At 74.6% G+C, this 23,159-nt stretch carries 24 protein-coding genes; 13 read left to right on the forward strand and 11 right to left on the reverse strand.

All coding sequences use genetic code 11. From position 1 onward, the window contains the following. Positions 1-64: 64 nt before the first annotated feature. Together GXP71_RS02515 and GXP71_RS02520 are read right to left on the reverse strand one after the other, a co-directional pair. Positions 65-1,177 (reverse strand): right-handed parallel beta-helix repeat-containing protein, encoded by a 1,113-nt coding sequence (locus tag GXP71_RS02515; protein ID WP_162351362.1) that lies wholly within the window; start codon positions 1,175-1,177, stop codon positions 65-67. 32 nt (positions 1,178-1,209) lie between these two features. Next, the gene (locus GXP71_RS02520; RefSeq protein WP_162351363.1) at positions 1,210-2,304 is read right to left on the reverse strand and encodes a right-handed parallel beta-helix repeat-containing protein; all 1,095 of its coding nucleotides are present in this window, start codon (positions 2,302-2,304) and stop codon (positions 1,210-1,212) included. Between the two features lie 156 nt (positions 2,305-2,460). Here GXP71_RS02520 and GXP71_RS02525 point away from each other — a divergent pair, with 156 nt between their 5' ends. Then, entirely contained in the window at positions 2,461-3,195 is a 735-nt protein-coding gene (locus tag GXP71_RS02525; RefSeq protein ID WP_162351364.1) for a glutamine amidotransferase, read from the forward strand. Between the two features lie 91 nt (positions 3,196-3,286). Here the strand turns inward: GXP71_RS02525 and GXP71_RS02530 are convergent, their stop codons facing one another. Next, the gene (locus tag GXP71_RS02530) at positions 3,287-4,396 is read right to left on the reverse strand and encodes a right-handed parallel beta-helix repeat-containing protein (protein ID WP_162351365.1); all 1,110 of its coding nucleotides are present in this window, start codon (positions 4,394-4,396) and stop codon (positions 3,287-3,289) included. Positions 4,397-4,551: 155 nt separating this feature from the next. Here GXP71_RS02530 and GXP71_RS02535 point away from each other — a divergent pair, with 155 nt between their 5' ends. After that, complete coding sequence (locus GXP71_RS02535; RefSeq protein ID WP_162351366.1) at positions 4,552-5,514, forward strand: oxygenase MpaB family protein; 963 nt, start codon at positions 4,552-4,554, stop codon at positions 5,512-5,514. Between the two features lie 236 nt (positions 5,515-5,750). Beyond that, positions 5,751-6,449, forward strand: a complete 699-nt coding sequence (locus GXP71_RS02540; protein ID WP_162351367.1) for a hypothetical protein — start codon at positions 5,751-5,753, stop codon at positions 6,447-6,449. 1 nt (position 6,450) lies between these two features. Here the strand turns inward: GXP71_RS02540 and GXP71_RS02545 are convergent, their stop codons facing one another. Together GXP71_RS02545 and GXP71_RS02550 are read right to left on the reverse strand one after the other, a co-directional pair. After that, positions 6,451-7,683, reverse strand: coding sequence for an acyltransferase (locus GXP71_RS02545; protein WP_162351368.1), 1,233 nt, complete (start codon positions 7,681-7,683; stop codon positions 6,451-6,453). A 52-nt stretch (positions 7,684-7,735) separates the two neighbouring features. Next, the gene (locus GXP71_RS02550) at positions 7,736-8,638 is read right to left on the reverse strand and encodes a 3-methyladenine DNA glycosylase (protein WP_162351369.1); all 903 of its coding nucleotides are present in this window, start codon (positions 8,636-8,638) and stop codon (positions 7,736-7,738) included. A 116-nt stretch (positions 8,639-8,754) separates the two neighbouring features. Between GXP71_RS02550 and GXP71_RS02555 the strand changes: the two genes are divergently transcribed. Continuing rightward, positions 8,755-9,141, forward strand: coding sequence for a DUF1304 domain-containing protein (locus GXP71_RS02555; protein ID WP_162351370.1), 387 nt, complete (start codon positions 8,755-8,757; stop codon positions 9,139-9,141). A 20-nt stretch (positions 9,142-9,161) separates the two neighbouring features. On the opposite strand, the gene GXP71_RS02560 is transcribed toward GXP71_RS02555, so the two are convergent. Continuing rightward, positions 9,162-9,884 (reverse strand): bifunctional 2-polyprenyl-6-hydroxyphenol methylase/3-demethylubiquinol 3-O-methyltransferase UbiG, encoded by a 723-nt coding sequence (locus GXP71_RS02560; protein ID WP_162351371.1) that lies wholly within the window; start codon positions 9,882-9,884, stop codon positions 9,162-9,164. Between the two features lie 172 nt (positions 9,885-10,056). On the opposite strand from GXP71_RS02560, the gene GXP71_RS02565 reads away from it, so the two are divergent. Further along, positions 10,057-11,541 carry a glycosyltransferase family 2 protein gene (locus GXP71_RS02565; RefSeq protein ID WP_162351372.1) on the forward strand — a complete coding sequence of 495 codons (1,485 nt, stop codon included), beginning with the start codon at positions 10,057-10,059 and terminating at the stop codon, positions 11,539-11,541. Further along, on the forward strand, positions 11,538-11,720 hold the full coding sequence (locus GXP71_RS02570; protein WP_162351373.1) for a hypothetical protein: 183 nt from the start codon (positions 11,538-11,540) through the stop codon (positions 11,718-11,720). The genes GXP71_RS02565 and GXP71_RS02570 overlap by 4 nt, the downstream gene beginning before the upstream one ends. Here the strand turns inward: GXP71_RS02570 and GXP71_RS02575 are convergent. Then, complete coding sequence (locus GXP71_RS02575; protein ID WP_162351374.1) at positions 11,700-12,788, reverse strand: heparan-alpha-glucosaminide N-acetyltransferase domain-containing protein; 1,089 nt, start codon at positions 12,786-12,788, stop codon at positions 11,700-11,702. The two genes, GXP71_RS02570 and GXP71_RS02575, sit on opposite strands and share 21 nt — an antisense overlap. Before the next feature lie 159 nt (positions 12,789-12,947). Here GXP71_RS02575 and GXP71_RS02580 point away from each other — a divergent pair, with 159 nt between their 5' ends. From GXP71_RS02580 to GXP71_RS02610, 7 genes are all read left to right on the forward strand, one after another. Then, positions 12,948-13,766, forward strand: a complete 819-nt coding sequence (locus tag GXP71_RS02580) for a methyltransferase domain-containing protein (protein ID WP_124342610.1) — start codon at positions 12,948-12,950, stop codon at positions 13,764-13,766. A 16-nt stretch (positions 13,767-13,782) separates the two neighbouring features. After that, positions 13,783-14,568, forward strand: coding sequence for a fumarylacetoacetate hydrolase family protein (locus GXP71_RS02585; protein ID WP_162351375.1), 786 nt, complete (start codon positions 13,783-13,785; stop codon positions 14,566-14,568). Between the two features lie 135 nt (positions 14,569-14,703). Then, positions 14,704-15,288 (forward strand): type IV toxin-antitoxin system AbiEi family antitoxin domain-containing protein, encoded by a 585-nt coding sequence (locus tag GXP71_RS02590; protein WP_162351376.1) that lies wholly within the window; start codon positions 14,704-14,706, stop codon positions 15,286-15,288. Positions 15,289-15,391: 103 nt separating this feature from the next. After that, a complete protein-coding gene (locus tag GXP71_RS02595; protein WP_162354162.1) occupies positions 15,392-15,790 on the forward strand; it encodes a nucleotidyl transferase AbiEii/AbiGii toxin family protein in 399 nt (132 codons plus the stop codon). After that, positions 15,787-17,301: a glutamate--tRNA ligase gene (gene gltX, locus GXP71_RS02600; RefSeq protein ID WP_162351377.1), complete on the forward strand. Its 1,515-nt coding sequence runs from the start codon at positions 15,787-15,789 to the stop codon at positions 17,299-17,301. Before GXP71_RS02595 ends, gltX begins: the two co-directional genes overlap by 4 nt. After that, a complete protein-coding gene (locus GXP71_RS02605) occupies positions 17,298-18,044 on the forward strand; it encodes an HAD family hydrolase (RefSeq protein ID WP_162351378.1) in 747 nt (248 codons plus the stop codon). The genes gltX and GXP71_RS02605 overlap by 4 nt, the downstream gene beginning before the upstream one ends. Before the next feature lie 76 nt (positions 18,045-18,120). Beyond that, positions 18,121-19,047: a hypothetical protein gene (locus tag GXP71_RS02610; RefSeq protein ID WP_162351379.1), complete on the forward strand. Its 927-nt coding sequence runs from the start codon at positions 18,121-18,123 to the stop codon at positions 19,045-19,047. Positions 19,048-19,063: 16 nt separating this feature from the next. Here the strand turns inward: GXP71_RS02610 and GXP71_RS02615 are convergent, their stop codons facing one another. From GXP71_RS02615 to aroA, 4 genes are all read right to left on the reverse strand, one after another. Then, positions 19,064-19,798, reverse strand: coding sequence for a class I SAM-dependent methyltransferase (locus GXP71_RS02615; RefSeq protein ID WP_162351380.1), 735 nt, complete (start codon positions 19,796-19,798; stop codon positions 19,064-19,066). Between the two features lie 127 nt (positions 19,799-19,925). After that, positions 19,926-20,723, reverse strand: coding sequence for an inositol monophosphatase family protein (locus tag GXP71_RS02620; RefSeq protein WP_162351381.1), 798 nt, complete (start codon positions 20,721-20,723; stop codon positions 19,926-19,928). A 28-nt stretch (positions 20,724-20,751) separates the two neighbouring features. Then, complete coding sequence (gene rsgA, locus GXP71_RS02625; RefSeq protein ID WP_162351382.1) at positions 20,752-21,837, reverse strand: ribosome small subunit-dependent GTPase A; 1,086 nt, start codon at positions 21,835-21,837, stop codon at positions 20,752-20,754. Then, positions 21,837-23,159 carry a 3-phosphoshikimate 1-carboxyvinyltransferase gene (gene aroA / locus GXP71_RS02630; RefSeq protein ID WP_162351383.1) on the reverse strand — a complete coding sequence of 441 codons (1,323 nt, stop codon included), beginning with the start codon at positions 23,157-23,159 and terminating at the stop codon, positions 21,837-21,839. The genes rsgA and aroA overlap by 1 nt, the downstream gene beginning before the upstream one ends.

Genomic DNA, 23,159 nt, shown 5'->3' on the forward strand with positions numbered 1-23,159 from the left:
CGGTCGATGCTCCCACGTGCGCGGCCGGCCGCGTGCCGTCGGGTGTGCTGGCCGGGGCTCGGGCTCACGAGCGCGGCTTGGAGCCCGGGCAGACGACACCCACGCACTGCGGCTCGTTGCCGTTGCGCTTCGCCTTGTTGCCGCCGCCGTCGACCACACCCGGCGCGTGGATGCCCCACCCACGGTTGTAGTTCGCGGTGTTCTTCTCCAGGCGTGTGTTCGGACCACCCTCGATCTCGTCGAAGAAGATCGCGTCGTCGTTCCGCTCGAACAGGTTGCCGCGCACGAGCGTCTCGGCGAACCACGTCGGGTCGGACCCGTCGGTCGTGAAGCCGAGGCCGTTGCCGCGGAACACGTTGTCGAGGATCCGCCCGGAGCTGGACCGCAGGTCGATCGCGGTGCCGTTGTCGAGGAACTCCGACCCGCTCACGACGTTCGCGCCCCACGCACCGAACGAGCCCAGCGCGACCTCGTTGCGCGTGAGCACCGAGTCGACGACCTCGGCGCCGAAGGTCCGGACGTCGAGCGCCGTGCCGTTGTCCGCGAGCGTCGAGCGGTGGACGCGGCACCCGGACTCGTCGCAGTAGAGCCCGCGCGTGTTGTGCTCGATGCGCGAGTCCTCGACGAAGACGCCCGCCGTGATGAGGCTGACGGCGGAGTCGTTGCCGGTGAACAGCGACCGCACGACGTGCGCGTAGCCGTAGAACGCCCCGATGCCCTCGTGGTTGCCCGTGAACGAGGAGTCGCTCACCTCGTACGTCTTGCCCGAGGCGCCCCAGCGTCCGGACGGGTCCACGCCCGTGCCGTTCTCGGTGAAGGTCACGTCGTCGATCGTGACGACGCCGTCGATCTCGAACTCGGGCTCGTCGTTGCGGATGCCGGTGCTCCAGCCGGCGACGGTCCCGTTGCGGACCCCGGCGTCGCCGAGCACCTGGACCTTGACCCCGACGCCGGCGCCCGGGCCGCGCAGGGTGTGCCCGCCGAGGTCGAGCGTGACGCCTTCGGCGAGCTCGAGCCCGTCCGTACCGGCGGGACACGTGAGGTCGGCGCTGAGCACGGTGTCGGTCGTGAGCACCGCGCCGCAGGCCGGTGCATCGGCGAGCGCCTGAGCGGGCGCGGTGACGAGGATGCCGCCGACCGCGAGCGCGGCGCCGGAGAGCACGGACGTGAGACGCATGTCGTTTCCCCCTGCAGTCGAGTCGGAGACGGTCAGGACCGGGGCCCGCCGGCGGGGCAGACGACGCCGACGCACTGCGGCTCGTAGCCGTTGCCGCGTGCGCGGTTGCCGCCCAGGTCGGTCGCGTTGGGCGCGTAGATGCCCCAGCGCTCGTTGTCGTTCGCGACGTTGTCCTGCAGCGAGGTGCCGGGCGCCTCGAAGACGATCGCGTCGACGTTGCGCACGAAACGGTTGCCCACGAGCGTCGCGGTGAAGTCGGGCATGCCGCCGTCCGTCGTGAAGCCGAGCTCGTTGCCGCGGAACAGGTTGTCGCGCAGCGTCGCGTTGCTGGTCGAGAGCGTGACGGCAGTGCCGTTGTCGATGAGCTTGTTGCCCTGGACGGTGCTGTGGCCCCACACGCCGAACGACGTGAAGGCGGTGTCGTTGCCCCGCAGCGTGCTGTCGTAGACGTCCGCGCCGAACGTGCGCGCGCTCACCCCGACACCGTTGTCGGCAAGCGTCGAGCGGCGGACCTCGCACCCCGACTCGTCGCAGCTCAGCGCCGTCCCGTTGCCCTCGACGCGCGAGTCCTCGAGCAGGACACCGCCCGTGATGAAGTCGAGCGCGGTGCCGTTGCCCGTGAACGTCGAGCGCACCACGTGCGCGCCCCCGTACACCGCGCCGACCCCGGACCCGTTGTCGGTGAACGTCGAGCGGCTGATCTCGTGCGCCTTGCCCGTCCCGCCCAGGCGGCCGGACGTGTCGACCCCGCGGCCGTTGTCGCGGAACGTCAGTCGGGTGATCGTCGCCGTCCCGCCGACCTCGTCCCACACGTCGTGCGTCTGCACCCCCGTGCCCCACCCGGCGACCGTGCCGTTGCGGATCGTGACGTCGCCGACGTTCGGCAGGACGATCCCGGTCGCCGTCGCTGACCCGCGGAGCGTGTGACCGCGCAGGTCGAGCGTGATCCCGGGGGTGAGCGTCAGCCCGTCACCGCTGGGGCACGTGAGGTCGTCGGTCAGGCGGGAGTCGCTCGTGAGCACCGCGCCGCAGCCCGGCACGGGCGCGGCCGCGGCGTGCGACGGTGCCGCGACGAGCACGCCCCCGGCCGCGAGCACGAGACAGGACAGCACGGACGTCATGCGCATGGTGGATCCCCCTGTGAGCGTGGCGCCCCGTGGTCGCGGGGCGGTCGGCGCCAGTCTGGCGGCGGACGCGGCGCGTCGTGCCCGATATGCCCGTTCTTCGCCCGGGTGAAAGGCGCCCGCCGAGAACGGTCGGGCAGCCGGTGGCACGCTCGAGGCATGAAGCCGTTCGTCCTGCTCGCGTCCCGGGCGCAGGACGTCGCCGCCGACGCGGAGTACGCGGCGATGCTCGCCTACGGCGGCCTGCGACCCGAGGAGCTCGTCCGGGTCCGCATGGAGGCGGGCCCGCTGCCGGACCTCGACCTCGACGCGGTGTCCGGCATCCTCGTCGGCGGCAGCCCTTTCGACGCGAGCACGCCGCAGGCCGAGAAGTCCGCGGTCCAGGTGCGTGTCGAGAAGGAGGTCTCGGCCCTGCTCGACGAGGTCGTCGACCGCGACCTGCCGTTCCTGGGCGCCTGCTACGGCGTCGGGACGCTCGGCGTGCACCAGGGCGGAGTGATCGACCGCGTGCACGCCGAGCCGATCTCGGCGGTGCGCGTCACGCTCACGCCCGACGGGCGCGCCGACCCGCTGCTCGCCGACGTGCCGGACACGTTCCACGCGTTCGTCGGGCACAAGGAGGCGTGCCGCGTGCTGCCGCCCACCGCGACGCTGCTCGCGTCGTCCCCGGCGTGCCCCGTGCAGATGTTCCGCGTCCGCACGAACCTCTACGCGACGCAGTTCCACCCCGAGCTCGACGTCGACGGCATCTCGACCCGCATCCGCGTCTACCGGGAGTACGGCTACTTCCGGCCCGACGAGGCCGACGCCGTGCTCGCGGGGGTCCGCGGCGCCGACGTGTGGGCGCCGCCCCGGATTCTCGCGGCGTTCGTCCGGCGGTACGCGCGCGACTGACCCGGACGGCGACGGTGGCCGCCGGCGGGGTCGGCGGGCCGGTGCGCGGCGCCCGTGAGCCCGCCGCCGCACCGGCTCCCCGTCGTCGCCGTCAGGACGTCGTGCAGACCACCCCGACGCACTGCGGCTCGGTGCCGTTGCCGCGCGCGACGTTCCCACCGAGGTCCGTGACGCCGGGCGTCCAGATCCCCTTGCCGGTGCTGCGCCGGACGTCGTTCCCGCCCACCTGCACCGACTCGTCGCCGTTCTCGATCACGATGCCGTCCCCGTTGAGGCGCAGCGTGTTGTTCAGGATCGTCGCGTCGTAGACCTCCAGGTCGGCGGGTCGCGTCCCGATCCCGACGCCGTTGCCCCGCAGGACGTTGCCCTCGACGTGCACGTCGAGCCGACCCACGCCCACGCCGAGGCCGTTCGACGTGAAGTGCGAGCCCTGCACCACTCCGCCGAGCGCGTTCGCCGTGTCCACACCGACGTCGTTGCCGACGAACCGGCTGGACCCGACCGTCGCGAAGCCGTTGTACATCGGGCCGACGCCCGTCCCGTTGTCGACGAACGTCGAGCGGGTGACCGTCAGCGACGCCTCGGACGCTCGGACGGCCGCACCGTTCCGCGTGAACGTGCTGTCGGACACCGTCGCGTCGCCGCCGCTCCAGATGCCGGACCCGTTGTCGCTGAAGGTCGACGCACGCACGTCCACCTCCGCGAACCAGCCGCCCTCGACCGCGATGTCGAGCGAGCGGAACGTCGACCGCTCGATCCCTGTCGCCTTGCGGTACCGGCCCGTGCCCGACTCGCCGGACGCGTCGACGCCCACGCGGGCGTCCTGGAACGTGACGCGCGTGACGGTGAGCGGGCCCGACTCCACGCCGGGGTCGTCCGGGTCGGCGTCCGCCCACGTGTCGATCCCGCTGCCCCAGCCGGCGACCGTGCCGTTGCGCACGACCACGGGCCCGCTCCACGCGACCTCGACCCCGTTCCCGCTCCCGGGACCGCGCAGCGCGTGGCCGCCGAGGTTGAGCGTGACCCCGGGGGCCAGGCGGAGGCCCGGTCCGGTCGTGCACACGAGGTCCGCGAGCAGGGTCGTGCTCCTGGTCAGGGTTTCCCCGCACGACGGCTGCGGCGGGCGTGCGGACGCCGGTGTCGCGACGAGCGCGGCGCCGAGCGCGAGGACGGTGGACAGGACGAGCGGACGGTGACGCATGCGGACCCCCTGGCGCGACGGCCCGGCGGCGTCGGTGCCCCGGGCGCTGCGTCGAGCGTGCCCGCCCGAGATGCCCCGGTACAACCCGTTCGTCCTGGTCCGGCGGGTGAAACGTGCGCTCGCGGTCCGGGGGGCTTGGAGGGACGATCGGCCGCATGACGACGACGGACGACCGCACCACCGACCGGTCTGCGCCGCGCGCACCGCGGATCCGGCCCGCCGCGTGGGTCGCCTCCGGCCGGCGCGAGGTCGGCACGCGCCTCTTCCTGCGCGTGGCCGGGCCCGACGGGGTCGAGCAGCGCGACCGGATCCACGGGACGCCCGGGCCGCGGTGGTTCCCGCCGGGCAGCGCGATCCGGACGGTGCACGGCGACGCGTCGATGTTCGTCGGCGGGATCCGCGCGCTGCTGCTGCAGTCGCTGCACCCCGCGGCGATGGCGGCGGTCGGTGCGCACTCGGGCTACCGCGGCGACCCGTGGGGGCGGCTCGCGCGCACGAGCACCTTCCTCGCCGAGACGGTCTTCGGCACGGCCGACGACGCGCAGGCTGCGGTCGAGCGCGTCCGCGCGGTGCACCGGCGGATCCGCGGGACGACGCCCGACGGCCTGCCGTACGCCGCCGACGACCCGCAGCTGCTGCGCTGGGTGCACGTCGCCGAGATCGACAGCTTCCTGCGCGCTCACCGCCGGTACGGCAGCCACCCGCTCGACGCGCGGGGCGCCGACGCGTACGTCGCGCAGGCCGCCGTCGTGGGCCGGGCGCTGGGTGCCGCGGACGTGCCGACGACGGTCGCGGACCTGGCTGCCGCGATCGAGGACTTCCGTCCCGTCCTCGGTCCGAGCGACGCCGCGCGTGACGCCGCCCACTTCCTCCTGCACGAGCCGCCCGTCCCGTTCTCGATGCGCGCGGGGTACGTCGGGCTCGCGCGGGCCGCCGTCGCGTCGCTGCCCGGCTGGGCGCTGGACGACCTCGGGGTGGCACGCCCGGGCCGGGTGCGGCGACGCGTGGACGCGGCCGCGGGTGCGGGCGCGACGCGCGCGATCCGGTGGCTGCTGGCCGCCGACTCCGCGGGCCGGGTCACGTACGGCGACGACGTGCCGGCCGCGCCGGGGCGCTGACCGCCCGATGCCGCGCGTGCCCGCCGACGACACGCCGCCCGACGCCCGCGCCGTGGGCACGGGGCCGGGCCACGTGGCGTGGGCCGCGTCCGCTCGCTCTGCCGGGTGAATTCGCCCCCGCGCAGGGCCGGTCGGGTGGTCGTTCCGCCGGAACCGTCCCCTTCGTCCTGCCCCGGGACCATGATGAGGCTGGCGGTCCGGCAGCGCGGCCGCCGCGGGCCGGAGGACGGTGGTCCATGGCGTCGACCGAGGAACGGGCGACCCGCGCGCGGGCCGTGTGCAGGGAGTGCCGCCACGCGTGGGTGGAGCACCCGGGAGCGCTGCACGCCGCCTCCGTCGTGGGCGCGTGCGCGCGGTGCGTCCTCGACGTGGAGCACGGCGACCGGCCGGTGGCGTGCGAGGTGCACGCGCCGTCCGCGGTGGCCGCAGCCGCCCCGCGCGTCGACTTCGCCGTGACCCTCGGCCCCGCCTCGCGCGCGGCCGGCCTCGGGACCCTGCTCGACGCGGTGCGGCCCGACGCGGTCGCGGTCGCGTTCGACCTGCCCGAGGACGAGGCGAGGAGCTGGACGGCCGAGGCGAGCGCCGCGTCGGCGGTGCTCCGAGCGGCTGCGGGCCTGCCCGCCGACACCCGGTACCGCACGGTGGACTGGCTGCCGGTGGACGACGCCGTGTGGGCCGCGTTCCGTGCGGTCGTGCCGCACGTCTACACGGCCGACGTGTGGGGTGCCCGCGGCGTCGGCGACTCGCTGCTGGAGGCGAACGACGAGGGCACGTCGGTCGTGGCGCGGCTCGGCCCGGACCAGTACGCGGCGGCGCTGCACCGCCTGCCGGCGGACGCGCTGACGGTCCTGCCGCGACGCGCCACGCTCCTGCGGCGCGTCGCCACGTGGCGGCCCGGGCGGCGTGACCCGCGACCGGCACGCGACGCGGGCTGAGTCAGCGGGTCGTGCCCAGGCGCTCTCCGGTCGGTGCGGGCTCCGGGGCGGTCGGTGCGGGCTCCGGCGCAGGGACTCGGGCCCGCCGCCGTCCGACCGCTCGCCCGGCGCGCTGCGACAGCCGGTGGGACGGGCGCTCCACGACGACGTAGAACAGCGCCGCGCACGCGAGCGACACGGGGATCGCGACGGCGACCGTCAGCCCGGGACCGACGGTCGCGGTCCACGCGATCGCGACGGCCGTCACGACGGGCTCCTGCACGAGGTAGAGGCTGAACGAGCGCGTCCCGAGCCACTGCACGGGCGGGGACTCGAGGAGGCGGCGGAGGGCGGGTCCGTGCCACGCGCAGAACACCGCGAGTGCCGCCCCGGCGACCCCGGTCGTGTGCCCGAACGCGGCGACGAGCTCGCTCGGCGTCGTGACGAGGAAGATCAGCCAGTAGGCGCTCACGGCGACCACGACGCCCGCGTACGCGAGCGTCCACCCGCGTCGGCGCGCGTCGAGCGCGGCCGCGAGCCGGTGCAGGCGGTCCCGCTCGAACGCCATGACGACGCCGAGCCCGAAGACGGGCAGGTACCGCAGCGGGCCGAGCGAGTTCACGACCCAGCCCACCCCGACGAGGGCCAGCAGGCCGACCGCGACCACCGGCAGCCACCGGCGCAGCAGGCGTGCGACCAGCAGGTAGAACGGCAGCAGCAGGGAGAACCAGACCTCCCACTGGAGCGTCCAGAGCGACCCGTTGAGCGCGTCGACGCCGCCCAGCAGGAGCGCGTCGCGCGGCAGCCCGGACGGCGACCACGCCTCGCGGTGCTGCAGCCACGTCGACCCGACGCCCTGGTGCCGGTCGACGAGCACGGCCGTCACCCACGCGAACGCGAGCGAGCCCCACACGGGGAGGTAGAGGCGCAGGAGCCGGCGCACGTAGTAGACGTCCCAGCGGGCGGGGGCGCCCGACGCGGCGGGGAGGGCGAGCACGAGCCCGGACAGCACGAAGAACACGAAGACGGCGCTGGTGCCGTCCCACAGCAGGTGCAGCGGCGTCGCCGTGAGGAACCACTGCCACGTCCACGGGTCGAACCGCACGGGGTCCTTGAGGTACGGGCCGAGGAGGACGGCGGACGTCAGGAAGCTGTGGTGGACGACGACGACGAGGGCCGCGACGCCGCGCAGCCCGTCGAGGGACGCGAGGCGCCGCGAGTCCGGCCGTGGAGGTCCGACGGGCGTGTGCGTCACGCCAGACGACGCTAGACGAATGTCCGGGTCCCGTGTCCGGATCGTCCGGATATCACCCGGTCGGCACGAGCGCGCGGCACACGTCGAGCAGCCGCGCGCGCAACGCGTTCCCCTCCGCGGCGTGCTCGCGCTGGCGCCGCACGTACTCGGCCTTGCCGTCGACCGTCTCGATCGCGACGGGCGGCAGCCCGTAGGGCGTCACGTCGTAGGGCGAGGCCTGCATGTCGAGCGTGCGGATGCGCCGCGCCAGGGCGAAGCAGTCGAGCAGCAGCGACCCGGGCACGGCAGGCCCGAGCTTGAGCGCCCACTTGTAGACGTCCATGCCCGCGTGCAGGCAGCCGGGCTGCTCGAGCGCGACCTGCTGCTCACGCGTGGGCTGCAGGACGTTGCGTGCGACCGCGTCGGGTGTGAAGAAGCGGAACGCGTCGAAGTGCGAGCAGCGGATCCGGTGCGACTCGACGACCGCGTCGGTCCCCGCGCCGCCGAGCCGCAGCGGCAGCGGGTGGCGGTGCGCGTCGTCGCCCTCGCGGTAGACCATCGCCCACTCGTGCAGCCCGAAGCAGCCGGTGAACGCAGGCCGGTCGAGCGTGGCGGCCAGGAGCCCGGTGACGAACCGCACCGTGTCGCCGCGGTCGGCGAGGAACGCGTCGACGTCGAGCGCGACCGTGCCGTCGTCGGCGACCGCGTACCAGCGCCACCGCGCGTGCGGTGCCGGTGCGCCGTCGGCCGCGGGCGCGAGCCCGACACCGGCTCCCGGGTGCCACCGGCGCAGCGTCGCGGGCTTCGTCGGGTAGTACTCGAACAGGAAGTCCTCGATCGCGTGCCGCTCGCCGCGCGCCCGCCGCTCGCGGTGGCCGGCCGTGCACGCGTCCGCCCGCTCGGCGTGCGCGGCCGCGAGCGCCTGCCACCGGGCGGCGGGCAGCGCGCGCGGCGGCGCGTCGGCGGTCGTGGTCACGTCCCCAGGGTAGGTCGGCTCGTCGGAGGCTCTCGACCCCGACCGTGCGGGGGCCGGCGCGCGTCCGTCGGGGCCTGCCTGGCGCACGGCGCGACCGGACCGACAGACTGTCTTCCGTGCTCCCCGTCGCCCTGGTCCTCGCCGCCCTCGCGGGCCTCCTGCACGTCTACATCTTCGTGCTCGAGTCGCTGCGGTTCGACCGTCCCGAGGTCCACCAGCGGTTCCGCACGCGGACCGAGGACGTGCCCGCGGTGCGCGCGTGGGCGTACAACCAGGGCTTCTACAACCTGTTCCTCGCCGTCGGGGCCTTCGCGGGCGTCCTGGTCGCGGCCACCGGACCGGACGACGTGGGCCTCGCGCTCGTGCTCCTCGCGTGCGGCTCGATGCTCGCGGCGGCGCTGGTCCTCGTCGCCACCGACCGCCGGATGGTGCGCGCGGCCGCGTCCCAGGGCACGATCCCGCTGCTCGCCGTCGTGGCGGCCGTCGTCGCGCTCGCGGCCTGAGCCGCCGCGTCCCGACCGGGTCAGTCGCGACGCGCGACGAACACCCACTCGCGTCCCGGACGGTCGGGCGCGTCGCGCACCTCGACGACCGTGAGTCCCGCGTCCGCGAGCGAGCCCGCCACCTCGTCGTGCTCGCGGAAGCGCAGCGTCGAGTCCGACGCGAGCACCGTCCCGTCGGCGAACGCGTACGTGGAGCGGAACGTCACGAGGCCGGGGGACACGTCGAGCAGGTCGGTCCACGTCTCGACGACCCCCACGCCGGGCACGTCGTCGCGTGACCACGTCCGCTCCCGCACCCAGTCGCGCCACGCCTCGCGGGCTGGCACCCGGGTCTCCAGGACCAGGTGCCCGCCCGGGCGGACCGCGGCGTGCAGGCCGCGCAGCGTCGCGGCCCAGTCGTCGTCGGCGACCAGCACCTGCGCGACGTTCCCCGTCATGACCGCGAGGTCGACGGCGAGCGGCGGAAGCGTCGTCGCGTCGCCGTGGACCCAGCGCACGCGGTCCGCGTCCGGCTTCGCGCGCGCGACGTCGAGGGACGCGGCCGCGGGGTCGACGCCGACGACGTCCACGCCCCGGCGGGCGAGCAGGACCGCGAACGTGCCGGTGCCGCAGCCCACGTCGAGCACCGTCCGCGCGCCGAGCTCGTCGACCAGCGCGGCGTACACGTCGAGGTCCGACCGGTCGGGGTCGAGCGGGTCGTAGAGCGCGGCGAGACGGGGGTCGGTGAACGCGGCGTCGGGCACGTCCCGAGGCTACGGGTGCCCTGCACCCGCCGGGCGACGCGCCGCCGCTGCGCACGCGAGGTGGTGCAGGCGTGGATAGCGTGGCCGCAGGGGGCGTGCCTCAGGGGCGTCGCGGTCGGCAGCACAGACGTCCGGGACGCGGCGGGCCGCCCCGAGACGGACCGGAGGACCGATGGTCGACATCTTGCGCGACGTGCTCGTCGCGCTGCTCGTGGCGTGCGTCGCCACGGCGCTCATCCCCGTCGTCGGGGGCATCGTGCTGTACGGCATCGTGCCGTTCCACGCGGTGCGGTCGCACCTGCGCCGGGCGGGGGCCTACCTGCCGCGCGTCGTGGTGCTGATCCCCGCGTGGAACGAGGCCCCCGTGCTCACGGCGTCGCTCGAGCGGCTCATGTCCCTCGAGTACCCGCCCGACCGCTTGCGGGTCTTCGTCATCGACGACGCGAGCACCGACGACACGCCCGCGGTCGTCGGTGCGGTCGCCGAGCGGTTCCCCGGGCAGATCGTCCACCTGCGGCGCGAGCAGGGCGGCCAGGGCAAGGCGCACACCCTCAACCACGGGATCCGGCGCGCGCTCGCGGACGACTGGATGGAGGCGCTCCTCATCATGGACGCCGACGTCGTCTACCGGCCCGACTCGCTGCGCCGCATGACGCGGCACCTCGCGGACCCGCGGGTGGGCGCGGTGTCGGCGTACATCCGGGAAGGCTCGCGCCGGCCCAGCGCCGTCACGCGCTTCATCGGCTACGAGTACGTGACGGGCCAGGCGGCCGCGCGTCGTGCGGAGAACGTCGTGGGGGCGATGGACTGCCTCGCGGGCGGTGCGCAGCTGCACTCGCGCGTCAACATCGAGGCGATCGGCGGGCAGGTCGACACCTCGACGCTGGCCGAGGACACGATGACGACGTTCATGACGCAGCTCGACGGGCGGCTGGTCGTGTTCGACCCGTCGGCGGTCGTGCTCGCGGAGGAGCCGGACTCGGTCACGGGGCTGTGGAAGCAGCGGCTGCGGTGGGGCCGCGGCAACGTGCAGATCTCCAGCCGGTTCCGGCGCATGTGGTTCCGGCCGACCCGGCAGCACCGGCTCGGCTCGTTCCTCTTCGGCTTCATGTGGTTCGCGATCTACCTGCTGCCGTTCTTCATGACCGCCGCGAGCGTGGGCCTCATCGGGCTCTTCCTGCTCGACGAGCTGCTCGCGACCTGGATGTTCCAGGCGCTGTGGTGGGCCGCGATCACCGCGTACGTCTTCATCACGGCGACCACGCTCATGCTCGACCGGGAGACGGCGCGCCGGTCGTGGCTCGAGGCGCTGATGTTCCCGGGGCTGGGCTTCCTCGTCATCATGGCCGCGGTGTTCGTGCCCGGGCTCTGGGACGAGCGCATCCCCGCGGCGCTGGACCTCCAGCTGGGGCCTGTCGCGGTCACCGCGTGGACGCTGCTGCTGTACGCCTGGCCGGTGCTGTCGATGGTGTGCGCGTGGGGGCTCAAGCAGCTCGAACGCGCACCGGGCGGCCGTCGGGCGGTGCGCTTCCTCATCTACCTCGTGGGGTACGGGCCGGTGCTCTGCGCGGTGTCCGCGGACGCGTACCTCAAGGAGTGGCAGGGCGCGGCGCAGGTGTGGGACAAGACCGAGAAGAAGGGCACGGTGGCGGCATGAGCACCCCGACGTCACGCACCGAGGAGGAGCGCGCGGCCTGGTGGGCGACGCTCGCGCCGGACGCGCTCGAGGACGAGATCCGCGTCAACCTGCGGGCCGAGCGACGCCTCGTGCCGATCGCGCTGGTGGCGGGCGCGCTGACGGTCGTCATCCTGGTGCTACGGGCGTTCCTGGCCTGACGGGGAGCCGACCGGCACGCCCGCTGCGGACGCCGCGGGCGCGTCGGGCAGCGTGTCGGGCCGGACGTCGGCGGCACGCGTCGAGACACCGTGCAGGACCCGCTCGAACGGCCCGCGCCCGAGGGTGGCCCGCCACGACCAGCACAGCACCGTCGTGGTCACGAGGAACGCGAGCCACGACGCGACGGCCGGGGTGTAGACGACGCCGTCGCCGAGCAGCGCGATCACCACGACGTGCACGGTGTACGCGGAGAGGGCGAGCTCGCCGACCGCCGCGAGAGGGCTGACGACGTGCGGCGCGGCCTCGGCGACGACGAGGCACGCGACGAGCACCAGCAGCGCCACGCCGGTGTTGCCGAGCACCTCGAAGGTCGTCGAGGAGTGCGGCTCCGTCGTCGCGACGGTCGCGGGCCAGCCGAGCACGTCCCGTGCGACCCAGGCGCCCCCGTGGCCGAGCACGACGAGCCCCGCGCCGGTCGCGGCGGCGACCAGGCGCACGCGTGCGGAGCGCAGGTCGCACCGCCCCACCGCGAGGCCGGCGAGCAGGTAGGCGAGCCACACGACCGCCGGGTAGAAGTGGCCGACGGCGATCTCGGCGAGGAGCGTCGGCCGCGGCTGCCACGCCTGCTGCCCGGCCTCGAGCAGCGTGCGCACCACCGGACCGACGACCGCGACCGCGGCCGCGACGACCAGCAGCGTCCGCACGGACCACCGCAGCGCGAGGCAGCCGACGGCGAACAGCACCGCGTACGTCGGCAGGATCACCGCGACGGGCGTGCCGAGCATGACGAGCAGCTCGCCGAGCGCGAACAGCAGCACCGCGCGCACCAGCACGCGCAGCCGTGCCTGGACGAGCCGCGTCCCCGCGACGGGCGACGCGCCGCCGGACAGCAGCGCGAGGCCGATGCCGGCCAGGACGACGAACAGCGCGGACGGCCGGCCGTCGGCGAGCTGCGCGAACCCGCCCGGGACCACGCGCGAGCCCGGGTCGTCCGGCCCGACGTGGGCGGTCATCATGCCGAGCACGGCGAGGCCGCGCGCGACGTCCACTCCGGCGATGCGGCGCATGGGTCGATCATGCCGGTCCGTCGGGTGCGGCGGCCGGTGCGCCTCGCGTGCCTGCCGCCCGCGCCGCGTGCCCGTGCTGCGGACCGTCCGGGTCTCAACGCTCGGAACGATTCGTCCCGTGCCTTGAAACCGACTCCGCTCAGGTGATTAGAGTCTGGTGTGAACACCCCCGTCCACGCCGACGTCTACACGCACGGGCACCACGAGTCGGTGCTCCGGTCGCACCGCTGGCGTACCGCCCAGAACTCCGCGGCCTACCTGCTGCCGCACCTGACGCCGGGGCAGAGCCTGCTCGACGTCGGCTGCGGACCGGGCTCCGTGACCATCGACCTCGCGGCCCGCGTCGCGCCCGGCCGGGTCGTCGGCGTCGACGTCTCCGCCACGGTCGTCGACGTCGCGCGCACCGCCGCGGCCGACGCCGGGACCGACGTCACGTTCGACGTCGCCGACGCGTACGAGCTCCCGTTCCCCGACGACTCGTTCGACGTCGTGCACGCCCACCAGGTCCTCCAGCACCTGTCCGACCCCGTCGCCGCCCTGCGCGAGATGCGCCGCGTCGCGAAGCCCGGTGGCGTCGTCGCCGTCCGCGACGCCGACTACTCCGGCATGACGTGGTACCCGCCGTCGCCCGGGCTCGACGAGTGGCAGGCGCTGTACCAGGAGGTCACGGAGGCCAACCGCGCCGAGGCCGACGCCGGCCGCCGCCTCCTGTCGTGGGTGCGCGCCGCCGGCTTCGACCCCGCCGGCATCGCGCCCTCCGCGGGTGTCTGGTGCTACGCGACGCCCGAGGACCGCACCTGGTGGGCCGACCTGTGGGCCGACCGCTGCACGAAGTCGAACTTCGCCGCGCAGGCCATCGACCACCACCTCGCCGACGAGGTCGGCCTCGAGCTGCTCGCCGACGCGTGGCACGAGTGGGGTGCCCAGCCCGACGGCTGGTTCGCCGTGCTGCACGGCGAGGTCGTCGCGCGCGCCTGACCCGTAGGCTGGTCACGTGCGCATCGCCCGCTTCACCACAGGTCAGGACCCGCGCTACGCCGTCGTCGAGGGCGACCCCGGCGCGGAGGAGCTGGTCGTCCTCACCGGCGACCCGATCTACACGCCGATCCAGCCGACGGGGGAGCGGCGCCGCCTCGACGACGACGGCGTCCGCCTGCTCGCGCCCGTGATCCCGCGGTCCAAGATCATCGGCGTCGGTCGCAACTACGCCGACCACGCGGCCGAGCACGGCAACGAGGTCCCGACCTCGCCGCTGCTCTTCCTCAAGCCGAACACCTCGGTGATCGGCCCCGACGACCCGATCGTCCTGCCGGACTGGACCGAGCACGTCGAGCACGAGGCCGAGCTCGCCGTCGTGATCGGCAAGGTCACCAAGGACGTCAGCCCGGAGCGCGCGCTCGACCACGTGTTCGGCTACACCGTCGCCAACGACGTGACGGCGCGCGACATCCAGCGCAGCGACCTGCAGTGGACCCGCGCCAAGGGCTTCGACGGCTCGTGCCCCATCGGCCCGTGGATCGTCCCCGGCCTCGACGTCGAGGACCTCGCGGTCACCGCGCGCGTCAACGGCGTCACGAAGCAGGACGGGCGCACGTCGCAGATGGTCTTCGACACCGCGTACCTGGTGTCGTACGTCTCCGAGGTGTTCACGCTGCTGCCCGGCGACGTCATCCTCACCGGCACGCCTGCGGGCGTCAGCCCGATCGTCGACCGCGACGTCGTCGAGGTCGAGGTCGAGTCCATCGGCGTCCTGCGCAACCCGGTCCTGCGCCGCGGCTAGGGCCCGTCTCGCACCCGGCGGTGACCGTCGGTTCGGCGCCCGCGGCCCCTCGGTGGACGAGAAACCCCCTCTTGTGTCGCAATCTGATAACACGTAAGAATACGTGTGCACGGATAGCGACAGGTCAGGGGGCTCATGGACCGCATCGACGCCCTCCCGCGGACCGCCTTCACGCTGGACGACGCCGCAGCAGCAGGTCTCAGCGCGCGGACCATCCAGCGCCTCGCCGCTGACGGTCTCCTCGAGCGCGTCGCGCAGGGGCTGTACCAACGTCCCGACTCCGCCACGTACGACGTCGACCTGTACGCGGCGGTGTCCCGGGCGCCCGAGGCTACCCTCTGCCTCACATCCGCACTCGTGCACCACGAGCTGATCGACGCGATCCCCGCGTGGACCGACCTCGCGCTGCCCCGCGGCTCTCGTCGCCCCGCTTCGGCGAGCACGGTCCGGTGGCACCTGTTCGACGCCGAGACCTTCTCGGTCGGGCGCACGACGACCCACATCGAGGGCACGGGCTCGACCGTCGGGCTGTACACGGCCGAGCGGTCCATCGTCGACGCGTTCCGACTGCGCCACGAGATCGGCTACGAGACCGGCATCGAGGCTCTCCGAACATGGCTGCGTCGGCGCGGCAACACGCCGGCTGCCCTGTTGAGCGTCGCTAGGACGCTTCCACGCGCGCAGGGACCGCTTCGAGTGGCGCTGAACTACCTCACATGAGACCAGGACAGACGTACGCCGCTCTGAAGCGCGAGGCCACGGCACGAGGTCGGGCGTTCGGCGAGATCGTCCGCTCTACGCGCTCGAACGGTTCCTCGCGCGTCTGACGCAGACGCCGTACCGCGACGACTTCGTCCTCAAGGGTGGCGTCCTTCTCGCTGCCCACGGACTGCGCCGGCCGACTCGCGACATCGACGCCCAGCTCGTCGACCAGACGCTCGACGAGGTGCACCTGCGTGCCGTCGTCCGAGCAGTCGCCGAGCTGCCGGTCGACGACGCGCTCGTGGGCGGCGTGGCGGCGCACGTGGCAGCTGGAGGACCGCACCGAGGTCCAGCTCGACGACCAGGTCGCGCTCGTCGTCGCGTTCATCGACCCGGTCTACACGGGCGACGTCGGAGACGGCGCGACATGGGACAGAGGAGCGTTCGAGAGGCGCGGCTCGACGACTGCACCGGCAGCGGACTGACCGTGGCCACAGCCGCAACTAACCTGTACCCGTGACCACCCCCGCTCCCGCCGGCTCCGCCGTGCGCGTCCGCTTCTGCCCGTCGCCGACCGGCACCCCGCACGTCGGTCTCATCCGCACCGCGCTGTTCAACTGGGCGTACGCCCGGAAGACGGGCGGGACGTTCGTGTTCCGGATCGAGGACACGGACGCGGAGCGGGACTCGGAGGAGAGCTACCTGCAGCTGCTCGACGCGCTGCGCTGGCTCGGGCTGGACTGGGACGAGGGCGTCGAGGTCGGCGGGCCGCACGCGCCGTACCGGCAGTCGCAGCGCTACGACCTCTACACGGACGTCGTGCGCCGGCTCGTCGAGGGCGGGTACGCGTACGAGTCGTTCTCGACGCCCGAGGAGATCGAGGCCCGGCACCGCGCCGCGGGCCGCGACCCCAAGCTCGGGTACGACGGGTTCGACCGCGACCTGACCGACGAGCAGAAGGCGGCGTACCGGGCCGAGGGTCGCTCGCCCGTGCTGCGCGTGCGGATGCCCGACGAGGACGTCACGTTCACCGACCTGGTCCGCGGCGAGATCACGTTCAAGGCCGGCTCGGTGCCGGACTACGTCATCGTGCGCGCGAACGGCCACCCGCTGTACACGCTGGTCAACCCCGTCGACGACGCGTTCATGGGCATCACGCACGTGCTGCGCGGCGAGGACCTGCTGTCGTCGACGCCGCGTCAGGTCGTGCTGTACCGCGCGCTCGTCGAGCTCGGCGTCGCGTCCGTCGTGCCGCAGTTCGGCCACCTCCCGTACGTCATGGGGGAGGGCAACCGGAAGCTCTCGAAGCGCGACCCGGAGTCGAACCTCTTCCTGCACCGTGAGCGCGGCTTCACGCCCGAGGGCCTGCTCAACTACCTCGCGCTGCTCGGCTGGGGCATCGCACCCGACCGCGACGTGTTCACGCTCGACGAGCTCGCGCACGCGTTCGACGTCGCCGACGTCAACCCGAACCCGGCGCGCTTCGACCTCAAGAAGGCCGAGGCGATCAACGCCGAGCACGTGCGCCTGCTCGCGCCCGACGACTTCCGCGACCGGCTCGTGCCGTACCTGCACGCGGGCGGGCTCGTCCCGGCCGACTCGTACGCCGACCTGTCGGCCGCGCACCGCGCGCTGCTCGACGCGGGCGCCCCGCTGATCCAGACGCGCGTCACGCTGCTCGGTGAGGCCGTCGGGATGCTCGGCTTCCTGTTCGTCGCCGACGACGCGCTCGAGGTCGCGGACGACGCGCGCGCGGCCCTGCGCGACGACGCCGCGACCGTGCTCGACGCGTCGCGTGCGGCCCTCGCGGCCCTCCCCGCGGACGGCTTCACGACGGCCGCGACGCAGGAGGTCCTGCAGGCCGCGCTGGTCGACGAGGGCGGCCTCGGCATCAAGCCGCGGTTCGCGTTCACGCCGCTGCGCGTCGCGCTGTCGGGCCGTCGCGTGTCGCCGCCGCTGTTCGAGTCGATGGAGATCCTGGGCCGCGACGCCACGCTGGCCCGGATCGACCGGCTCCGCGCGACGCTGTGACGGGCGCTCCCGGGGCGCTCGTCGACGGCGTGCTCTTCGACATCGACGACACGCTCGTCGACACCCGCGGCGCGTTCGGGTCGGCGCTCGCGGCGATCGCCCGGCGCTACCTGCCGGACGTGCCGCCCGAGCGCGACCACGAGCTCCTCACGGTGTGGCGTGCCGACGTCAACGGGCACTACTCCCGGTACACGCGCGGCGAGGCCGGGTACGAGGAGCAGAGGATGGCGCGCGCCAACGAGCTGCACGCCCGGTTCGGCGGGCGGACGCTCGACGAGGACGGCTTCGCGCGCTGGGACGAGGTGTTCCAGGACGGCTTCAGCAGCGCGTGGACGGCGCACGACGACGCCGAGGCGGTCGTCGACGCGCTGCTCGCGGCGGGGATCGCGGTCGGCGCGCTGTCGAACGCCTCCGTCGCGTACCAGACCGCCAAGCTCGAGCGCGTCGGGCTCGTCGACCGCGTGCCGATGCTCGTGGGCGTCGACACGCTCGGCTTCGGCAAGCCCGACCCGCGCGTGTTCGCCGAGGCGTGCCGGCTGCTCGGCACCGACCCGGCGCGCACCGCGTACGTGGGCGACGAGCTCGACGTCGACGCGGCCGCCGCCCGGGAGGCGGGGCTCGTGGGCGTCTGGCTCGACCGGCCCGACGGCCGTCGGTACCCGATCTCGGACGAGCAGATCGCCGCCGCGGACGTCCGGACCATCCGCTCCCTGACCGAGCTGCCCGCCCTGCTCGGCGTCTGAGCCGCCGGCAGGATCACCCGGCTGCCGCGACGTCGCCGGCCCGGGCGTCCCGGCGACGTCTCTACACTCGCGCGGCATGGGCCTCTTCTCCCGCGGGCGTGACCGTGCCGCCGACACTCCCGACCCCGACCTGCCGTCGCTGAGCGCCGCGCAGGCGGACTGGCTCCGCGCGCGGGTCGTCGCCGAGCTCGCCGCCGCCGGTGTGGCGGTCGAGGCACGCGGGGACCACCTGGTCGCCACCGACGGGCAGGTGTTCGGGCTCGGGAACCTCGCGGCGATGGTCGCGACGGCGCCGCGCCGCGAGCGCGACGCGGTGGTCGCGACGCACGTGGGCGGCCTCCTGACGATGCGCGACTTCCGCGAGCCCGAGACGCTCGAGGAGATCACCGGGATCGTCGTCGCCCGGGTGCTGCCCGACGACCCGGCGCACGCGCCGCGCGACCCCGACGGGGACGCGGGGCCGGACCTCGGCCCTGGTCTCGTGGTGCGTGCGTGCCTCGACTTCCCGACGCACGTCTCGACGGTGACCGACCTCGCGAAGTTCGGCGGCTGGGCGGCCGTCGAGCCGTACGCCACCGCGAACCTGCGGGCCCTCCCGGCGCCCGACCACCAGGTGCTCCGGCCCGCACGCGGGGCTGAGGTGCACGTCTTCGCGTCCGACGACCTGTTCGGCGCGAGCCGGCTGCTGCTCCTCGACGACCTGCTGGCGTCGCACCTGCACCTGGAGCGGCCCGCCCACGGCGTCCTCGTCGCCGTCCCGAACCGCCACCTGCTGGCTCTGCACGTGCTGGCCGGGCCGGAGGTGACGCACGCGATGTCGACCCTGATCCCGCTCGCGCGCGGCGAGTTCGAGGGCCCGGGGCCGGTCAGCCCGGAGGTGTTCTACCGGGCGCCCGACGGGACGCTCCAGCAGGTCACCGGTCCGGCCGAGGACGGTGGGGTCGCGGTGCTCGTCACCGGGGCGTTCGCCGAGGCGATGGCGGGGCTCGGCCTGGTCGGCTGACCACCGGCCAGGACGGTCACCGCAGCGTCGCCCGCCAGGCGCGCGTCACGTACGGCACGTCGACCTCGTCCCGTCCGCGCAGGTCCGGGTGGTGCGCGACGAGGTCGTCGACGCGGTCCAGCAGCGCGTCGCGCTCGTCGGCGGGCAGCGTCAGCAGGTGGCTGCGGCTGGCGGCGAGGACCCGCAGGTCGCCCGTGCGCATGCGTGAGGACCAGGACGTCTCGCGGTGCTCGGGCGGCGTGAACGCGGGTCCCAGGTCGGGCTCGTGCGCGCTCGTGTCGAGCGGGTCGCCTGTGTGCACGATCTCCGTCCACCGCGCGACCCAGTCGGTGCGCGAGTCGCGCACGTTCCACACGACGGCGACCCGGCCGCCGGGCCGCAGCACGCGCGCGACCTCGGCGGACGCGGCGCGTGCGTCGAACCAGTGCCAGGCCTGCGCGACGGCGACGGCGTCGACGCACGCGTCGGGCAGGCCGGTCGCCTCCGCCGTGCCGGGGCGGGCGTCGGCGTCCGGGACCGTGCGCTCGAGCTCGGCGCGCATCGCGTCGGACGGCTCCACGGCGACGACGTCGTAGCCGAACGCGACGAGCCGGCTCGTGAGCTTGCCCGTCCCGGCGGCGAGGTCCAGCACGTCGCGCGCGTCGTGCGGGACGCACCAGCGCACGACGTCGTCGGGATAGGTCGGTCGCGCCGCCTGGTACGCCGCGACGCCGTGCTCGAAGGACGCCGCCCGCACCGCCCGCTGGTCCATCCGGCACCCCTCTCGCCCTGGGACCGACGGTACGACGCGCCGACGCGCCTCACCTGTCCGGGCGACCTCGGGGGCGGGGCTGGCCGCGAGCCTGCTCGACGGCGGTCGTCGCCGGGCTCCACCTCGCTCAGGGCATCGGGTCGAGCAGCTCCAGGGCCTGGTCGTGCAGCAGCCCGTTGCTCACCAGCGCGGACCCGCCGAACGGCCCCGGCACGCCACGCACCGACGTGAAGCGACCGCCCGCCTCGGTGACGATCGGGACGAGCGCGGCCATGTCGTGCAGCGCGAGCTCCGGCTCGGTCGACAGGTCGACCGCGCCCTCGGCGACGAGCACGTGGCTCCAGAAGTCGCCGTACGCGCGGGTGCGCCACACCCGCCGGGTGAGGTCGAGGAAGCCGTCGAGCCGGCCCTCCTCCTCCCAGCCGCTCAGGCTCGAGTACGACAGCGACGCGTCCTCGAGCCGGTCGACGGCCGAGACCTGCATGCGCGACGCGGAGGCCAGCGACCGGCCCGTCCACGCGCCCGAGCCCTGCGCGGCCCACCAGCGTCGGCCGAGCGCGGGCGCGCTCACGAGTCCGACGACGACCTCGTCGCCGTCGATGAGCGCGATGAGCGTCGCCCACACGGGCACGCCGCGCACGAAGTTCTTGGTGCCGTCGATCGGGTCGACCACCCACCGCCGCGGGCCGTGCCCGGTGTCGGGCATCTCCTCGCCCTGCACCGCGTCGCGCGAGCGCGCCCGGGCGAGCTGGCCGCGGATCAGCTCCTCCGCGGCACGGTCCGCGTCGGACACCGGCGTGAGGTCCGGCTTGGTCTCGACGCGCAGGTCCTGGGCCTTGAACCGCGACATCGTGAGGGAGTCGACCTGGTCGGCCATGACGTGGGCGAGGCGCAGGTCGTCGTCGTACCCGGGGCGCAGGCTCATGGCGGACACCGTAGCGCCGCCCTCCAGGTCAGGGCCGCGCGGTCTCGCGCGACTCGCGCGGGTCGTTGTCCCCGGAGCCGAGCCGGCTGGCCAGGAGGCGTCGGAACGACTCGACGCGGGCCGCCCGTGCGTCGCGGGTCTCGTCGTCGGGCGCGTCCGTGACCCAGTCGTCCAGCGCGCAGTCCGGGGCGTCGGCGGCGTGCGTGCAGCCGCGCGGGCACTCCTCGGCGACCTCCGAGAGGTCGGCGAAGGCGCGGAGCAGGTGCGTCGGGTCCACGTGCGCGAGCCCGAAGGACCGGACGCCGGGCGTGTCGATGACCCACGTGGGCGCGTCCGTGCCGGGCACCCGCAGCGCGACCGCTGACGTCGACGTGTGCCGCCCCCGGCCCGTGACGTCGTTGACCGCGCCGGTGGCGCGGTAGGCGTCGGGGACGAGCGCGTTCACGAGGGTCGACTTGCCCACCCCGGAGTGCCCGACGAGGACCGACGTGCGGCCGTCGAGCGCCGCGCGCAGGTCGTCGAAGCCGTGGATGACGCGCTCGTCGCGCGGGCCCTCCGTGCGGGTCACCACGACGCGGACGCCGATGGGCGCGTACATCGCGACGAGCTCCGACGGGTCCGCGAGGTCGGCCTTCGTGAGCGCGAGCAGCACGTCCATGCGCGCGTCGTACGCCGCGGCGACGCACCGGTCGATCATGCGCGTGCGCGGCTCGGGGTCGGCGAGCGCCGTGACGATGACGAGCTGGTCGGCGTTCGCGACGATGACCCGCTCGACGGGGTCGGTGTCGTCGGCCGTGCGCCGCAGGACCGTGCGCCGCTCGGTGATCCGCACGATGCGCGAGAGCGAGCCCTCGTCGCCCGAGGTGTCGCCGACGACGTCGACCCGGTCGCCCGGCACGACCCGCTCGCGTCCGAGCTCGCGCGCCTTCATGGCCGTCGCGCGTCGCTCGGCGGGGCCGTCCGGGTCGACGAGCACCGCGTACCGGCCGCGGTCGACGCCGGTGACGAGCGCGGTCTCGGCGTCCGCGTGCTCGGGTCGGATCTTGGTGCGGGGCCGCGTCCCTCGTCCGGGACGGATGCGCACGTCCCGTTCGTCGTAGCGGCGGGTCGGCATCAGGACGCCCGGGTCCCCGCGTCGGACGGCCCGAGCATCCGCTGCCACATGCCGACGAAGTCGGGGAGCGTCTTGCCGGTCGTCGCGACGTCCTCGACCTGCACGCCGGGCACGCGCAGCCCGACGAGCGCGCCCGCGGTCGCCATGCGGTGGTCCGCGTACGTCCGCCACACCCCGCCGGTCAGCGGGCGCGGCGTGATGACGAGGCCGTCGGCGGTCTGCTCGGCCTGACCGCCGAGCCGCGTGATCTCGTTGGCGAGCGCGGCGAGCCGGTCGGTCTCGTGACCGCGCAGGTGCGCGATGCCGCGCAGCCGGGTGGGGGAGTCGCCGAACACCGCGAGGGCCGCGATGGTCGGGGCGAGCTCGCCCGCCGGCTTGAGGTCGAGGTCGACGCCGCGCACCGTCCCGGTGCCGGTCACGGACAGGACGTCGCCGTCGAGGTGCGTCGTCGCGCCCATGCGCTCGAGGATGCCGGGCAGCAGGCCCCCGGGCTGCGTCGTCGCCGACGGCCAGCCCGGCACGCGCACGGTGCCCCCGACCGCGAGCGCCGCGACCAGGAAGGCGCCGGCGTTCGACAGGTCCGGCTCGACGCGCACGTCCCGCCCGGCGACCCGACCGGGGGCGACGTGCCAGATGTCCGGCCGGGAGTCGTCGACCTCGACGCCCGCCGCGCGCAGGACGTCGACGGTCATCTCGATGTGAGGCAGGCTCGGCAGCGTGCGGCCCGTGTGCCGGACCGTCAGGCCCTGGTCGAACCGGGCGCCCGCGAGCAGCAGGCCCGACACGAACTGGCTGGACCCGGACGCGTCGACGTCGACGTGACCACCGCGCACCGCGCTACGGCCGTGCACCGTGATCGGCAGGTGACCGGGCTCGCCGTCCTCGTCGACCCGCACGCCGAGCGCGCGCAGCGCCTGGATCACCGGACCCATCGGGCGGACGAGGGCCTCCGGGTCGCCCGTGAAGTGGACCGGGCCGTCCGCGAGCGCTGCGACCGCGGGCAGGAACCGCATGACCGTCCCGGCGAGCCCGCAGTCGATCGTCACGTGCCCGCGCAGGGGTGCGGGCGCGACGAGCCAGTCCGTCCCCGTCTCGACGCCCACGCCGAGGGTCTCGAGCGCCTGACCCATCAACCGCGTGTCGCGCGAGGACAGGACCGCGCGCAGCCGGCTCGGACCGTCGGCGATCGCGGCCAGCACGAGGTAGCGGTTGCTGAGCGACTTCGACCCGGGCACCTCGACGAGCGCGTCGAGCGGTCCGGCGACCTGCGGGGCGGCCCAGAGCGCGGCGGTCGGCTGCGGGTGGGAGTCGAGGGCGGTCAT

Origin of the sequence: Cellulomonas sp. H30R-01 (assembly GCF_010119915.1) — a bacterium.
In the GTDB taxonomy this organism is placed as follows: Bacteria; Actinomycetota; Actinomycetes; order Actinomycetales; family Cellulomonadaceae; genus Cellulomonas; species Cellulomonas algicola.

Coding starts and splice junctions, on each gene's coding strand:
- GXP71_RS02515 (WP_162351362.1), bottom strand. CDS start 1,177: ATGCGTCTCACGTCCGTGCTCTCCGGCGCCGCGCTCGCGGTCGGCGGC.
- GXP71_RS02520 (WP_162351363.1), bottom strand. CDS start 2,304: ATGCGCATGACGTCCGTGCTGTCCTGTCTCGTGCTCGCGGCCGGGGGC.
- GXP71_RS02525 (WP_162351364.1), top strand. CDS start 2,461: ATGAAGCCGTTCGTCCTGCTCGCGTCCCGGGCGCAGGACGTCGCCGCC.
- GXP71_RS02530 (WP_162351365.1), bottom strand. CDS start 4,396: ATGCGTCACCGTCCGCTCGTCCTGTCCACCGTCCTCGCGCTCGGCGCC.
- GXP71_RS02535 (WP_162351366.1), top strand. CDS start 4,552: ATGACGACGACGGACGACCGCACCACCGACCGGTCTGCGCCGCGCGCA.
- GXP71_RS02540 (WP_162351367.1), top strand. CDS start 5,751: ATGGCGTCGACCGAGGAACGGGCGACCCGCGCGCGGGCCGTGTGCAGG.
- GXP71_RS02565 (WP_162351372.1), top strand. CDS start 10,057: ATGGTCGACATCTTGCGCGACGTGCTCGTCGCGCTGCTCGTGGCGTGC.
- GXP71_RS02570 (WP_162351373.1), top strand. CDS start 11,538: ATGAGCACCCCGACGTCACGCACCGAGGAGGAGCGCGCGGCCTGGTGG.
- GXP71_RS02575 (WP_162351374.1), bottom strand. CDS start 12,788: ATGCGCCGCATCGCCGGAGTGGACGTCGCGCGCGGCCTCGCCGTGCTC.
- GXP71_RS02590 (WP_162351376.1), top strand. CDS start 14,704: ATGGACCGCATCGACGCCCTCCCGCGGACCGCCTTCACGCTGGACGAC.
- GXP71_RS02610 (WP_162351379.1), top strand. CDS start 18,121: ATGGGCCTCTTCTCCCGCGGGCGTGACCGTGCCGCCGACACTCCCGAC.
- GXP71_RS02615 (WP_162351380.1), bottom strand. CDS start 19,798: ATGGACCAGCGGGCGGTGCGGGCGGCGTCCTTCGAGCACGGCGTCGCG.
- GXP71_RS02620 (WP_162351381.1), bottom strand. CDS start 20,723: ATGAGCCTGCGCCCCGGGTACGACGACGACCTGCGCCTCGCCCACGTC.
- rsgA (WP_162351382.1), bottom strand. CDS start 21,837: ATGCCGACCCGCCGCTACGACGAACGGGACGTGCGCATCCGTCCCGGA.
- aroA (WP_162351383.1), bottom strand. CDS start 23,159: ATGACCGCCCTCGACTCCCACCCGCAGCCGACCGCCGCGCTCTGGGCC.